The following is a 13,647-nucleotide window of genomic DNA, read 5'->3' as shown; positions in this document are numbered from 1 at the left end:
CGGTGATCAGACCGCGGTGGGCGAGGACTCGGGGGTGTCGCGCCTTCTCGAAGTACGGGTGCGTCACGCGCCCGGGTAGTTCGTCGGCGGCTGGCCGGGCTTGGGGGTGAATGCGCTTCCGATGCCCTTGAGCGCCTCGGTGAGCTCGCTCGGGATGATCCAGAGCTTGTTCGACTGCCCCTCACTGATCTTCGGCAGCATCTGCAGGTACTGGTAGGCGAGGAGCTTGTCGTCGGGCTCGCCCTGGTGGATGGCCGTGAAGACGTTCTGGATGGCCTCCGCCTCGCCCTGCGCACGCAGAACGGCGGCCTGCTTGTCGCCCTCGGCGCGCAGGATCTCGGCCTGACGTGCACCCTCGGCTTCGAGGATCGCGGACTGCTTCGTGCCCTCCGCCGTGAGGATCGCGGCACGGCGGTCACGCTCTGCACGCATCTGCTTCTCCATGGAATCCTGGATGGACAACGGCGGGTCGATCGCCTTGAGCTCGACACGACCGACGCGGATGCCCCACTTGCCGGTCGCCTCGTCGAGCACGACACGGAGCTGGCCGTTGATGTTGTCTCGGCTGGTCAGAGCCTCTTCGAGGTTGAGGCCACCCACGACGTTTCGGAGGGTGGTCGTCGTCAGCTGCTCGACGGCACCGAGGTAGTTGGCGATCTCGTAGGTGGCCGCGCGGGCGTCGGTCACCTGGAAGTAGACCACGGTGTCGATCGAGACGACGAGGTTGTCCTCGGTGATGACCGGCTGAGGCGGGAACGAGACGACCTGCTCGCGCATGTCGATCAGCGGACGCAGGCGATCGATGAACGGCACCAGGATGTTGAGTCCCGGCATGAGCGTCTTGTGATAGCGGCCGAGGCGCTCCACCACACCGGCCGTGGCCTGAGGGATGATGCGGATGGATCGGGCCAATGTGACCAGCACGAAGATGATCACTGCGATGACGAAGACCCACAGGATCGCGGTGGGGATGAACGAGGCGTCGTTCACGGGGTACTCCTACTCGTTGACGGGGCGGACGGTCGCGGTCGCCCCGTTGATCGCGATGACGGCGATCGGGGAACCCTGCGGGATGGGGACGGGGGTCGCGGCGCGTGCGGTCCATGTGTCGCCGTTGCTGAGCTTGACCTGCCCGGAGATCTGAGTGATGTCGTGCAGCGCGAAGCCGCGGAGGTCGAGCAGGGCGTCGACGTTCGATTTCGTCGGATCCTCACCGCGCCGCAGCCGCTTCAGAAGCGGTGGACGGAGAAGAAGGATGAACAGCGCCGCCGCTCCGGCGGCGATGATCACCTGTGCCCAGATCGGCAGTCCGACGAGGTCGGTCACCAGTCCGATGGCGGCGCCGAAGCTCAGCATCAGGAAGGTGAAGTCGAGCGTCAGCATCTCGATCACCAGGAAGACGGCGATGAGGATCAGCCAGCCGATCCACGCCCATTGGTCGATGAACTCGACGGATGTCGCGAAGTTGTCCATTCGGCCTCCTTTGGCGTCAACCTATCATGCGGGTGCGACGCCGACGGGGTCCTCGCGGGCGGTCTTGGTAGTCTGGGAAGGCCGCGTGATCGCGGCGTTTCGCGCATCAAGAGGAGTCACAGTGACCGACGTTCTTCCCGCAGGTTCCCTCGACGGCAAGGTCGCGCTCGTCACGGGCTCGTCCCGCGGCATCGGCGCCGACACCGTTCGGTATCTGGCAGAGGCCGGTGCGGACGTCGTCATCAACTTCCGCAACAAGGCGCCTCGGGCGGAGAAGCTCGCGACCGAACTGCGCGCCCTCGGTCGCCGCGTGCTCGTCGTGGGCGCCGACCTCACGGACCCGTCGTCGGTCGCCGAGATGTTCGACGCCGTCAGCGCAGAATTCGGCCGCCTCGACGTACTGGTGCTCAATGCCTCGGGCGGCATGGAGTCGGGAATGGCGGCCGACTACGCGCTGACCCTGAACCGCGACGCCCAGCTGAGCGTTCTCGACGCGGCGACCCCGTTGCTGGGCGACGGCGCACGCGTGGTGTTCGTCACCAGCCACCAGGCGCACTTCATCCGCACGACGCCCACGATGCCGGAGTACGAGCCCGTCGCTCTCTCCAAGCGTGCGGGCGAGGACGCCCTGAGGGAGCGCATCCCCGCACTCGCAGAGAAGGGGGTGGGCTTCACCGTCGTGTCCGGGGACATGATCGAGGGCACCATCACCGCGACGCTGCTGGAGCGGGCCAACCCCGGCGCGATCGCCGAGCGCCGTGAATCGGCCGGCAAGCTGTACAACGTGTCGGAGTTCGCGGCCGAGGTGGCCCGCGCTGCGATCGACGCCGTGCCCTCGGACAACACCCGTCTCGTCGGAGATGTGAGCGCATTCGCCTCCGAGTGAGCCGAGGACCACGATGAAGGCCCCGTCCGGATCGGGCGGGGCCTTCATCGTGCAGGGGAGAGGTCAGCTCGCGGCGTCGCTCCGGGCAGCTGCGACGTTCTTCGCATCCTTCCCGAGCGTGATCGCGCGGACGATCTGCACGAGACCTAGTGCGACGAGCGAGACCCCCAGCACCAGCCACAGCACGGCTGCGGCGTAGAGCGGCGAGAAGAGCACCACGATTCCGGCGACGATGCTGAGCAGCGCATAGAGCAGCGTCCATACGCGCGAGCCGTCCTGTCCGAGCAACGACAGCGCGACCACACCGTCGACGATCCAGCTGATGCCGATGAGGATCACCACGACGAGCGCGAGGGTCGCGGCGGCCACACCGAGGTTCGCGAAGGCGATCACGCCCGCCACGATGTAGATCAGGCCGAGCACGATGTGGCCGATCCGGGCCCAGCCGCCCTCGATGCGAGAGAAGACGGCCAGTCCGATGTAGACGAGACCGGCGACGACGAGATACGACGCGAAGATGCCGGTGACGATGACGGCGGACTTGACGGGCCATACCAGCAACACGATGCCGGCCAGGAGGGCGATCACGCCCGAGACCGCGAGGACGATGCGGATGGACTTGACGAGGGAACCGGCTCCTACGGCGAGCGGATCGGTCATGGGGGATCCTTTCTGAGAATTGCCAGTGCGCGATGGTCACAGGGTATCCCTGTAGAGGACCCCATGGGGGTCGAGTGACTCGCGTCGACGCGGGACGTCGTGTCCCGACATGTCGCGTGACAGTATCTATTCGTGAGCGCCGACGACGATGCACGACTCCGCGAACTCGTCGTCATGCGTCGGGTCCGGGATCGCATCGATCGCGAGTACGCGCTGCCCCTCGACGTCGAGGCGCTGGCGAGAGGCGTGCACATGTCGGCGGGCCATCTCAGCCGCCGCTTCAAGGAGACGTACGGCGAATCACCGTACTCGTATCTGATGACGCGCCGGATCGAGCGCGCCATGGCGCTGCTCAGGCGCGGCGACCTCTCGGTGACGGAGGTCTGCGTCGCGGTGGGGAGCTCGTCGCTGGGAACGTTCAGCACCAGATTCACCGAGCTGGTCGGTGTCTCACCCCGGGTGTACCGTGAACGCGCCGCCACTCTCGACGGCATCCCGACCGTCCATGCCAAGCACGTCATCAGACCGATCAGGAATCAAGAAGCACCGCGCCCGGAGACCCACCTAACCTGAGCCCATGAACATCAGCATCCACTACGCGTTCCTTCCGCACACGGATGCCGAGGCAGCCCTCGGCTTCTACCGCGACGCCCTCGGATTCGAGGTGCGCAACGACGTCGGCTACGACGGCCTGCGCTGGCTGACCGTCGGCCCGGAGGGGCAGCCCGAGACGTCGATCGTGCTGCATCCGCCCGCCACCGACCCCGGGATCACCGAGGGCGAACGACGGACCATCCTCGAACTGATCGCGAAGGGCAGCTACGGCGCGCTGACCCTCGCGAGCGACGACCTCGATGCCCTGTTCGACCGCCTCGTCGCTCACGGGGCCGATGTCGTGCAGGAGCCGCTCGACCAGCCATACGGTGTGCGGGACTGCGCGTTCCGCGATCCGGCGGGCAATCTTCTCCGTATCAACCAGGCCGGCTGACCCGACCACCGACTCCACCCGAGGACGATCATGACCCATGCCGCAGACGGCCACGACCTGATCCGCGTTCAGGGCGCGCGCGAGAACAACCTCAAAGACGTCAGCGTCGAGATCCCGAAGCGCCGCCTCACCGTGTTCACCGGGGTCTCCGGGTCGGGCAAGAGCTCCCTCGTCTTCGACACCATCGCGGCGGAGTCGAGACGGATGATCGACGAGACGTACAGCGCGTTCGTGCAGGGATTCATGCCCTCGGTGCCCCGACCGGACGTCGACGTGCTCGAAGGGCTCACGACCTCCATCATCGTCGACCAGGAACGGCTGGGCGCGAACCCGCGCTCGACCGTGGGCACGGTCACCGATGCGAACGCGATGCTGCGGATCCTCTTCAGCAAGCTCGGCCGGCCGCACATCGGAGGACCGACCGCGTTCTCCTTCAACATCCCGACGCAGAAGGCCAGTGGTGTCATGACGGGGCCGAGCGGGGAGAAGAAGATCGTCAAGGACGCGATCTACCTCGGCGGCATGTGTCCTCGGTGCGAGGGCAGGGGAGCGGTGTCCGACCTCGACCTCGCACAGATCATCGACGAATCGAAGTCGCTCGACGGAGGCGCCATCATGGTCCCCGGCTATACCGCCGACGGATGGATGGTGAAGGGCTTCTCCGGTTCGGGGTTCTACCCGCCAGACATGCCGATCGCCGAGTTCACCGACAAGCAGAAGCACCTGCTGCTCTACGGCGCGGTCACGAAGGTCAAGATCTCGGGCATCAACATGACCTACGAAGGGCTGATCCCGAAGATCACCAAGTCGATGCTCTCGAAGGACCTCGATGCGCTGCAACCGCACATCCGTGCGTTCGTCCAGCGCGTCGCGACCTTCGCCACCTGCCCCGAGTGCGAGGGCACGCGCCTCACCGCAGGCGCGCGATCCTCGAAGATCGAGGGCATCAGCATCGCGGACGCCTGTCGGATGCAGGTGACCGATCTCGCCGCATGGGTGCGGAACCTGGAGCTGCCCGAAGCCGCACCGCTCCTCGAGGCTCTGCGCGCGAACCTCGAGGCCTTCGTGACGCTCGGGCTCGGGTATCTGAGTCTGGATCGTCCCTCGGGGACGCTGTCCGGGGGAGAGGCGCAGCGCATCAAGATGCTCCGTCACCTCGGCTCCTCTCTCACCGATGTCACCTATGTCTTCGACGAGCCGACCATCGGACTGCATCCGCACGACATCGAGCGCATGAACTCCCTGCTGCTGCGCCTGCGCGACAAGGGCAACACGGTCCTCGTCGTCGAGCACAAACCGGAGACCATCGCGATCGGCGATCACGTGGTCGATCTCGGACCGGGTGCGGGCAGCGCCGGTGGCGAGATCTGCTTCCAAGGCACGGTCGAGGGGCTCAGATCGAGTGGGACGCGCACCGGGATCCATCTGGACGACCGCTCCACGCTCAAGACGTCGGTCCGCGACGCCACGGGAACCATCGAGGTGCGGGGGGCGACGGCCAACAACCTCCAGGACGTCGATGTCGACATCCCCACCGGCATCCTCACGGTCGTCACCGGCGTGGCGGGCTCTGGAAAGAGCTCGTTGATCCACGGCTCGGTCTCGAGACGCGACGGCGTCGTCTCGATCGATCAGAGTGCGATCAAGGGGTCTCGACGCAGCAACCCGGCCACCTATACGGGGTTGCTCGAGCCGATCCGCAAGGCATTCGCGAAAGCCAACGGAGTGAAGCCCGCACTGTTCAGCGCCAACTCCGAAGGCGCGTGTCCGACCTGCAAGGGAGCCGGGGTGATCATCACCGAACTCGGGTTCATGGACACGATCGAGACGCCGTGCGAGGACTGTGGCGGCAAGCGTTTCCAGGCGTCGGTCCTGGAATACACCCTGGCGGGGAAGGACATCACCGAAGTGCTGGACCTCCCCGTGTCCGAGGCCAAGGCGTTCTTCTCCGACGGGGAGGCGAGGATTCCCGCCGCTGTGGCGATACTCGGCCGACTCGATGACGTCGGGCTCGGCTACCTGTCGCTCGGACAGCCGTTGTCGACCCTGTCGGGAGGCGAGCGTCAGCGCATCAAGCTGGCGATCCAGATGGGGGAGAGGGGTGACACCTACGTGCTCGACGAGCCGACCACCGGGCTGCACCTGGCCGACGTCCGGAACATCCTCGGACTCCTCGATCGTCTCGTGGAGTCGGGGAAGACGGTGATCGTGATCGAGCACCACCAGGCGGTGATGGCGCACGCCGACTGGATCATCGACATCGGTCCCGGTGCAGGGCACGACGGCGGACGCGTGGTGTTCGAAGGCCGTCCGGAAGACCTGGTGGCGTCGAGATCCACACTGACCGGCGAACATCTGGCCGCATACGTCGGCCGGTGAGGGCTCTGCGGTCCGGGGTCAGTCCTTGCGCGCGACGATCGTGAAAGTGCACGGGATCAGGTCGCGCTCGGCCTCCGGCCAGGCGTAGCCCCGCGGAACCTCCACCATGCGCGGGCTGAAACGCCAGGGGAGCGTGCGGCCCTCGTCGAAGTGCAGAAGGCGAAGGCCGGCTCGGAGGAGTGCTCCGAGTATCTCCGACAGCGGGTGCGGCCACTCATAGGTACGTGGATGAGCGACTGTGCCGTCGCCGGCATACGTGGACTCGTCGTCCCACTGCTGGGCGCGTCCGTCGCCGAAGTAGGCGTAGCGCGTGGTCATCTCCTCCGCGTCCTCGTCCAGCGCCAGCAGCGCCGGGTGCCCGTCGCGAATGAAGAACGTCCCGCCGGGGCGCAGCAGCGCGACGATCTGCGCCGCCCAGCGATCGAGATCCTGCAGCCAGCAGATCGTTCCGATGCTCGTGTAGACCACATCGAAGTCACCCGGTACCGCGTTGCGGGCCTCGAGGACATCGGTCCGGACCCAGGACGCCGCGACTCCGGTGCGTTCGGCGAGAGCGGCTGCCGCTCGCAACGCGGGCTCGGAGAAATCCACGCCGGTCACGTGAGCACCGGCACGAGCCAGCGAGATCGTGTCGGTGCCGATGTGACACTGCAGATGGCAGACGTCGAGACCTGACAGGCTTCCGCCCGGCACGAAACGATCGAGCACCGGCAGGTCGTCACTCACGACGTCGCTGAGATGGTTCGGGTCGTCGAACGCATCCAGCCCGTATGCCGCTTCGTGGAGCGGCACACGATCATCCCAGTTCTGCAGATTCGCCGTGCGTGCGGCTTCCCAGTCGATCTCGACGTTCTGTGCGTTCACGCGTCGAGCCTATCGACAGCCCCGATCGACGTGGTCGCGGTAGAGCCGATAATGCACATTATGTCAGATCAAGAACTGCCGCCCCCCTCAGGGCCGATGGTGGCGGGAAGATCTCGCGGTGTCGATGCCTGCTCTCGTGTGCAGCATCAGTCAGCTCTTCATGCGGCGTGCGTGCGTGCGTGCTTTCATCCGGTTGCCGCAGACTGCCATGGAGCACCACTTGGCGGTGCCGGGGCGACTGTGATCGACCAGGAAACGGGTGCACTCCTCATTCGCGCATGCTCGGAGGCGATCGGGGAACTCCGTGATCACCGTCGACCAGGCCAGCACGGCCTCGACGGCGAGGCGGTGGTCGTCGGGAACGCGAAGGTCCCAGGCCACCCCGTTCGGGGTCATGCGCGGCGTCCGCACGGCCTCGTCGAGGATGTCGGTCAGCTCGCCGACGGCGGCTCCCTCGTCTTCGCGGACCATCGTCTGCAATGCCTGACGCGCGCGCCTCAGGCGTACCAGCTCACTCGCCGATCCCGTTCCGCCCCAGGTGCGCGCCAGGTCTCGCCCGGCCGCCCCCTCGAGGCCGTCGGTCGGCCTTCCCTCGATCATGGGCGCGCTGTTCAAAAGGCTCAGCAGCAGCTCCTCGTCGCTCAGCACTTCTCCCCCGCTCTCCCGCGCCCTTTGGCGCGATGGATCCATGCTAGCGTCTGTCTAACCAGTAAAACAACTTAAAGAGGTTAGTACCATGGTCACCGTCCACCACCGCACCGTCTCCGTCGACGGACTCGATGTCTTCTACCGTGAAGCCGGCCCTGCCGACGCCCCTGTACTCCTGCTCCTGCACGGGTATCCGACCAGCTCCCACATGTTCCGGCACCTCATCCCCGCGCTGGCCGATCGTTACCGCGTCATCGCTCCGGACCACATCGGCTTCGGTCGTTCCTCAGCCCCCTCTGTCGACGAGTTCGAGTACACCTTCGCGGCCCTCGCACAGGTGACCGGCGGGTTCCTCGCGACCATCGGCGTGACGCAGTACACGATCTACGTCCAGGACTACGGCGCCCCGATCGGCTGGCGCCTGGCACTCGCCGACCCCGCTGCCGTCGTCGGGGTCATCTCCCAGAGCGGCAACGCGTACGAAGAGGGTTTCGTGCCCGGCTTCTGGAACCCGATCTGGACCGACGGCGCCGAACGGACCGCCGCGACGCGCGACGCGCTGCGTCCCGCCCTCGGCCGGGACGCCGTCGAATGGCAGTACACGCACGGCGTCCCGGACCCGACCACCGTGGACCCCGACGCCTGGGAGCACGACCTCGCGCTCCTCGCCCGCGACGGACAGGACGACGTGCAGCTGGCGCTCTTCCGCGACTACACCACCAACCGGGACCTCTATCCCGAGGTGCACGCCTGGCTCCGCACCTCGCAGGTGCCGGTGCTCGCGATCTGGGGGCGCAACGACGAGATCTTCGCCGCCGCCGGCGCCACGGCATTCCTCCGCGACGCTCCGCACGCTCGTGTCGAGCTCATCGACGGCGGACACTTCCTCCTCGAATCCGACCTCGACCGCGTCACCGGGACGATCAGGAGCTGGCTTCAGAACGACTGACCCGAACGCGCTCGTCGGCGGGATCCGAGCACCCCGGTGCTCCCCCGAGCGACCTGGTCGCCGGACGTGAGATCGAGCGGCCACGTCCGGCCACCAGGGAATCCTCATCGCCTGCCGCAGCGACGATCGAGCACGAGGCGTCCTGTCGGTCACCAGGGTGTGCCGTCGAGGTCGATGTCTCCGAGCGGCCATCGAGGCGCGTCCCCGCGGGGGTCCGCGACGGCGGCGAAGACGAGGATCGGCCCGCCGGACGACGTCACGGTCTTCGTCGCGTCGGCCATCGACACGTGACGCTCCACCGCGTGCACCCGCGACCAGCCGGTGCGCTCGTAGAACGCGGCGACCTCGTCGCGGCACCCGAGATAGCCGAACTCGACCCGCTCGTCGCCACGCATCGCCTGCTGGGCGTGAGACATCACTCGACGGCCGACACCGTCGGAGCGCCAGTCGGGATGCACCAGGACTCCCCCGGTTCCCGCGACCCGGACCTCGGCCCGGCCGACCCGGATGACGCGACGCTGGAATCCGACGTGCGCGACCGCTCTGTTCCCGCGGAAGATCGTCGTGTGCACGTCCGCCGGGGAGTACCCGTACGGACGGTCAGGATCCCACTCTCCGTGCGTCACGCGATACTCGCTGTCGAACAGCTCGCGCAGCGCCGCAACGTGCGATTCGGACAGAGCGGAATGCTCGACGACGGCGACGCGCTCACTCATGCGATCCTGCGCTCTCGGAGATGGGGAGAGGTCACACCTCTACCCTGCCATCACTGTGCGGCCCAAACCCCCAGCTCATTGCCGCTCGGATCGAGGAAGTGCAGACGTCGACCACCCGGGAACTCGTACGGGCCCTGCGTCACGGAGCCGCCGGCGTCGGTGATCGCGGCCTGCGTCGCGTCGAGGTCGTCGGAATAGAGGAGGACCAGAGGTCCGCCGGCAGGCCTGGCCTGATCGGAGAGCAGCAGGCCTCCCACCTCGGACCCGTCGCCGGTGGGTGAGGCGATGCCGGCGTAGGCGGGACCGTAGTCGACGAAGACCCACCCGAAGGTGTCGCCGTAGAACCGCTTCGCGGCTTCGAGGTCGTTCACGACGAGCTCGACGTAGTCGATGGAGTGATGCACCGGTGCAGGAGTCATACGGCCACGGTAGCCCCGGCATCCGACATCCGGAAGGGCGCGTCACAAGCATCGGAACGCGCGAGAGCGCCGCCGACCGGGAGTACCGTGGAAGGGTGCAACAGGTTCCCCGCTCCCCCGTGACCGACCCGGGGTGGAGGGCCTGGCTCATCTGGGGTGTGGGCGTGGCCGCCTACGTTCTCGCGATCACCAACCGCACCTCGTTGGGCGCTGTCGGAGTCGAGGCAGCCGACCGGTTCCACGCCGACGCCTCGACGCTCGCGCTCTTCGCCGTGGTGCAGCTCGCGGTCTACGGCGGCATGCAGATCCCCATCGGCATCCTGCTCGACCGCTTCGGGTCCCGCCCCATCATGACGATCGGCATGCTCCTGATGGCCGCCGGTCAGCTCACCATGGCCCTCTCCCCCAGCATCGGCGTCGCGGTCTTCGCCCGAATCCTCCTCGGTGCGGGAGATGCGGCGATCTTCCCGGCCGTGCTGCGACTCGTCGCCACCTGGTTCCCCGCCCAGCGCGGCCCTCTCATGGTCCAGTTCACCGGCATCATCGGTCAGGCAGGGCAACTCGTCGCGCTCGTCCCGCTCGCCGCCCTCCTGCACGCGACCTCGTGGACGATCACGTTCGGCAGCATCGCCGGTCTGGGGGTGCTCTTCACGATTCTCGTCGCGCTCCTGATCCGCAACCACCCGGCGGAGCGCGGGGCCGACGTCTCTGTGGACACCGACACGGGCGTGATCCGCGTCGTCACCTCGTCGATCGACACGGGCGTCGGCATCCGCGCCGCCTGGGCGCACCCCGGGACCCGACTCGCGTTCTGGTCGCATTTCACGTCGCCGTTCGCGGGCACCGCGTTCATCCTGCTCTGGGGGATGCCGTTCCTCACCGCGGCCCAGGGGCTGGACACCGCGCACGCCGCGGGGATCATCTCTGTGTATGTCATCGCCGGCATGGCGCTCGGCCCGATCATCGGCGACCTGTCGAGGCGGTTGCCGAACCAGCGCTCGCTCGCACTCGTGCTCCCTGCGGTCGGCGTGCAGGTGGGCGCATGGATCGCCGTTCTCGCGCTGCCGGGCCCCGCGCCCCTCTGGCTGCTCTACGTGCTCGCCGTCGCGCTCGCGACCGGCGGCCCCGCGAGCATGATCGCCTTCGACCATGCGCGCACCCACAACCCGTCGCACCGACTGAGCACCGCGACCGGGGTGACGAACGCCGGGGGCTTCGTCGCCGCGCTGATCGCGATCTGGCTGATCGGGCTCGCACTCGACGTCCAGGGCGCCGGAACCCCCGAGACGTACTCGTTCGAGGCGTTCCGCATCGCCTTCCTGATGCCGATCCCGCTCTGGATACTCGGCGTCGTCTTCATCGTGATCGAACGCAAGCGGACACGCATCCGCATGGGCCTGGATCCCGAGAAGCATCGCTGACCGCTCGTAGGATGTCGCTCATGCCTTCGCCCTATTCCTTCTCGACCGACACCGCGACGATCGATCGCCCCCTGGTGCACCGCTGGCTCAGTGAGGAGTCGTACTGGGCGAGAGGACGCGCCCGCGAGACGCAGGATGCCGCGATCGACGCGTCCCGCAACTACTCGGTTCGGGATGCCGACGGCCGGCAGGTCGCGTATGCGCGCGTCGTGACCGACGGCGTCACGTTCGCCTGGCTCTGCGATGTGTTCGTCGACGAGACGGCGCGGGGCGAGGGCATCGGACGGCTGATCGTCGAGGGCGTCATCGACGACCTGCAGCACTCGTCCACCGTGAAGCGCATCGTGCTGGCTGCGAGCACCGCGAGCGGCCTGTACGAGAAGTTCGGATTCGCCGAGTCCTCGGGCCCCAGCCGCTATCTCATCCGCCCCATGGACCGGTGAGGATCATCCTGCCTCCCTCGTGGCCGGACCCGCAGCGCTGATCGATCAGCGGCCGGGGCGACGCAGCGGAGTCCAGCCGAACGGCACCGGGCCGTCGAACGCGGCACGCTCGCGGTCCGCGCGCTCCGACCACCCCTGAGCTTCGCCCGGCGTGTCGAAAGCGCCCCTGGCGACGCGCAGCCCCACGTCGTCCTGCGCGGTGCGGGGCGCTCCCCCGCGACGGACCGATGCCCGCACGCTCCAGGCGTCGTCGGCGAAGCCCCCACCACGGAACACGCGATAGTCGTCGTAGCGTGCGGGATCCAAGAGGTCCCAGCACCACTCCCACACATTGCCGAGGGTGTCGAACAGCCCGTACAGGTTCGGCAGGCGTGAGCCCACGTCCTGGGCTGACGAGACACCGTCGGCGCTCGTCCACGCGGCGTCCGCGAGCGGTGCGTAGTGCGGACCGGTCGAACCCGCGCGGCAGGCGTACTCCCACTCGGCCTCGGTCGGCAGACGGTAGCCATCGGCCGTCACGTCCCACGCGACGACCTCTCCGTCAAACCGATATACCGGATCGAGGCCCTCCCACTCGGACGCGGCGTTGCAGAAGTGGACGGCGCGCAGCCAGCTCAGCTCCACAGCGGGACGTCGCGGATGGCGTGAGGGAATCGGGAGGATTTCGGCCAGCTGCTCCTCGGTGATCGGGAAAGCCGCGATCTCGAAGTCGTCGACGCTCACCACGCGCTCCACTTTGCGGCGGGCATCGTGCAGGGTCACCGAGCCGCCACGGATGCGGCGCATCTCGATGTCGGTCACGCGCCGGGCACCCGCTCGACCCAGTCGGGGTACTTGGCTGTGCGCCCGTCGCCGGACGAGGTGCGAGTGACACGGCGTCGCACCCAGGGTCCGACGAACTGGCGATAGTAGGCGATCCCGGCAGGCCCGGCGGCCGCGAGCGAGGTCGGCGACCACCACGTCGCCGGCGGCTCGAATCCGAGCCCCTGCAGCACCCGCGCGGCGACACGGTGATGGCCGGCCGCGTTCATGTGCAGGCGGTCCTCCGACCAGTACTTCGCGTCGGACAGCTCGCTGTCCGGCCAGTTCAGCGCGCGCACGACGTCATCGCGGCCCTCGACTCGCCTCAGCACCGCATCGGAGAGCTGATCCCCGCGGCGCTGCACGAGAGAGCCCATCGGCAGCTGACCGCTCGGATTCGCGCCGGACAGCAGGATCAGCGTCACGCCCGCCTCGTCGCATCGACGCAGCACGCGGCTGAACGCATCGGCGATGTGCTCGAGATCGGTGCGCGGTCGGAGCATGTCGTTGCCCCCGCCGTTGAACGACAGATGCGTGGGTCGCAACGCGAGCGCGGGTTCGAGCTGCTGCTCGACGATGGGCCAGGCCAGCCGGCCGCGGATCGCGAGGTTCGCGTAGCTGATCGGGTGACCGGATGCATCCGCCCACCCCTGGGCCACGAGGTCCGCCCATCCGCGTTCGCTGCCGTCCGGGAGCACATCACCCACGCCCTCCGTGAAGGAGTCTCCGATGGCCACATAGCGCACGTCTGTCACCCCGACAGCCTATTCCCGCCAGCGGTGCGAGGACGCCTCACCGGTCGTCGAGCGCCTCTCCCCTGCGGTCGACGAGTCCCCAGGCAGCCACCGCAGCGGCGACGAAGCACGCTCCGAAGACGGCGAACAGGACGGGCGCTCCCCCGGCGACGAGCAGCACCGGCACCGCCAGAGGCGCGATGATCGAGGCGATGCGGCCGATGCCTGCGGCCCACCCGGCCCCGGTGCCGCGCAGCGAGGTCGGG

16 protein-coding genes and 1 pseudogene are annotated in these 13,647 nt (G+C 67.8%); 7 read left to right on the top strand and 10 right to left on the bottom strand.

Annotated features, from left to right (window positions below; genetic code table 11):
- Window positions 1–63: 63 nt before the first annotated feature.
- Window positions 64–990 carry an SPFH domain-containing protein gene (locus ABTZ43_RS14855; protein WP_045255134.1) on the bottom strand — a complete coding sequence of 309 codons (927 nt, stop codon included), beginning with the start codon at window positions 988–990 and terminating at the stop codon, window positions 64–66.
- Window positions 991–999: 9 nt separating this feature from the next.
- Window positions 1,000–1,473 (bottom strand): NfeD family protein, encoded by a 474-nt coding sequence (locus tag ABTZ43_RS14850; protein WP_253386064.1) that lies wholly within the window; start codon window positions 1,471–1,473, stop codon window positions 1,000–1,002.
- A 121-nt stretch (window positions 1,474–1,594) separates the two neighbouring features.
- Between ABTZ43_RS14850 and ABTZ43_RS14845 the strand changes: the two genes are divergently transcribed.
- A complete protein-coding gene (locus ABTZ43_RS14845; RefSeq protein ID WP_350539366.1) occupies window positions 1,595–2,359 on the top strand; it encodes an SDR family oxidoreductase in 765 nt (254 codons plus the stop codon).
- A gap of 63 nt (window positions 2,360–2,422) precedes the next feature.
- Here ABTZ43_RS14845 and ABTZ43_RS14840 read toward each other — a convergent pair whose 3' ends face one another.
- Complete coding sequence (locus ABTZ43_RS14840; RefSeq protein WP_350539365.1) at window positions 2,423–3,019, bottom strand: HdeD family acid-resistance protein; 597 nt, start codon at window positions 3,017–3,019, stop codon at window positions 2,423–2,425.
- A 174-nt stretch (window positions 3,020–3,193) separates the two neighbouring features.
- Between ABTZ43_RS14840 and ABTZ43_RS14835 the strand changes: the two genes are divergently transcribed.
- From ABTZ43_RS14835 to ABTZ43_RS14825, 3 genes are read left to right on the top strand one after another with little or no spacing between them, the layout of a single operon-like run.
- Complete coding sequence (locus ABTZ43_RS14835) at window positions 3,194–3,592, top strand: helix-turn-helix transcriptional regulator (RefSeq protein WP_149423498.1); 399 nt, start codon at window positions 3,194–3,196, stop codon at window positions 3,590–3,592.
- Window positions 3,593–3,596: 4 nt separating this feature from the next.
- Complete coding sequence (locus ABTZ43_RS14830; protein ID WP_056417440.1) at window positions 3,597–4,007, top strand: VOC family protein; 411 nt, start codon at window positions 3,597–3,599, stop codon at window positions 4,005–4,007.
- A 30-nt stretch (window positions 4,008–4,037) separates the two neighbouring features.
- Complete coding sequence (locus tag ABTZ43_RS14825) at window positions 4,038–6,386, top strand: ATP-binding cassette domain-containing protein (protein ID WP_350539364.1); 2,349 nt, start codon at window positions 4,038–4,040, stop codon at window positions 6,384–6,386.
- Window positions 6,387–6,404: 18 nt separating this feature from the next.
- Here ABTZ43_RS14825 and ABTZ43_RS14820 read toward each other — a convergent pair whose 3' ends face one another.
- Both ABTZ43_RS14820 and ABTZ43_RS14815 read right to left on the bottom strand, forming a co-directional pair.
- On the bottom strand, window positions 6,405–7,250 hold the full coding sequence (locus ABTZ43_RS14820) for a class I SAM-dependent methyltransferase (RefSeq protein ID WP_350539363.1): 846 nt from the start codon (window positions 7,248–7,250) through the stop codon (window positions 6,405–6,407).
- Window positions 7,251–7,400: 150 nt separating this feature from the next.
- Window positions 7,401–7,940, bottom strand: a complete 540-nt coding sequence (locus tag ABTZ43_RS14815) for a CGNR zinc finger domain-containing protein (protein WP_350539362.1) — start codon at window positions 7,938–7,940, stop codon at window positions 7,401–7,403.
- Window positions 7,941–7,986: 46 nt separating this feature from the next.
- Here ABTZ43_RS14815 and ABTZ43_RS14810 point away from each other — a divergent pair, with 46 nt between their 5' ends.
- Complete coding sequence (locus ABTZ43_RS14810) at window positions 7,987–8,847, top strand: alpha/beta fold hydrolase (RefSeq protein ID WP_350539361.1); 861 nt, start codon at window positions 7,987–7,989, stop codon at window positions 8,845–8,847.
- A gap of 149 nt (window positions 8,848–8,996) precedes the next feature.
- Here the strand turns inward: ABTZ43_RS14810 and ABTZ43_RS14805 are convergent, their stop codons facing one another.
- Together ABTZ43_RS14805 and ABTZ43_RS14800 are read right to left on the bottom strand one after the other, a co-directional pair.
- Window positions 8,997–9,563 carry a GNAT family N-acetyltransferase gene (locus tag ABTZ43_RS14805; RefSeq protein ID WP_350539360.1) on the bottom strand — a complete coding sequence of 189 codons (567 nt, stop codon included), beginning with the start codon at window positions 9,561–9,563 and terminating at the stop codon, window positions 8,997–8,999.
- Between the two features lie 50 nt (window positions 9,564–9,613).
- The gene (locus tag ABTZ43_RS14800; protein WP_056417504.1) at window positions 9,614–9,982 is read right to left on the bottom strand and encodes a VOC family protein; all 369 of its coding nucleotides are present in this window, start codon (window positions 9,980–9,982) and stop codon (window positions 9,614–9,616) included.
- A gap of 95 nt (window positions 9,983–10,077) precedes the next feature.
- Here ABTZ43_RS14800 and ABTZ43_RS14795 point away from each other — a divergent pair, with 95 nt between their 5' ends.
- Complete coding sequence (locus ABTZ43_RS14795) at window positions 10,078–11,403, top strand: MFS transporter (protein WP_350539359.1); 1,326 nt, start codon at window positions 10,078–10,080, stop codon at window positions 11,401–11,403.
- A 20-nt stretch (window positions 11,404–11,423) separates the two neighbouring features.
- Entirely contained in the window at window positions 11,424–11,846 is a 423-nt protein-coding gene (locus ABTZ43_RS14790) for a GNAT family N-acetyltransferase (protein WP_350539358.1), read from the top strand.
- A 45-nt stretch (window positions 11,847–11,891) separates the two neighbouring features.
- On the opposite strand, the gene ABTZ43_RS14785 is transcribed toward ABTZ43_RS14790, so the two are convergent.
- From ABTZ43_RS14785 to ABTZ43_RS14775, 3 genes and pseudogenes are all read right to left on the bottom strand, one after another.
- Window positions 11,892–12,632, bottom strand: a complete 741-nt coding sequence (locus tag ABTZ43_RS14785) for a formylglycine-generating enzyme family protein (protein WP_502885400.1) — start codon at window positions 12,630–12,632, stop codon at window positions 11,892–11,894.
- Window positions 12,633–12,643: 11 nt separating this feature from the next.
- Window positions 12,644–13,393 (bottom strand): SGNH/GDSL hydrolase family protein, encoded by a 750-nt coding sequence (locus tag ABTZ43_RS14780; RefSeq protein WP_350539367.1) that lies wholly within the window; start codon window positions 13,391–13,393, stop codon window positions 12,644–12,646.
- A 46-nt stretch (window positions 13,394–13,439) separates the two neighbouring features.
- Window positions 13,440–13,647 (bottom strand): annotated as a pseudogene (locus ABTZ43_RS14775) (MFS transporter); the annotation flags it as partial.

This window comes from Microbacterium sp. NPDC097977, assembly GCF_040302605.1.
In the GTDB taxonomy this organism is placed as follows: domain Bacteria; phylum Actinomycetota; class Actinomycetes; order Actinomycetales; family Microbacteriaceae; genus Microbacterium.
The sequence above is the reverse complement of the archived record's forward strand: the minus strand, read 5'-3'. Positions and strand labels throughout refer to the sequence as shown.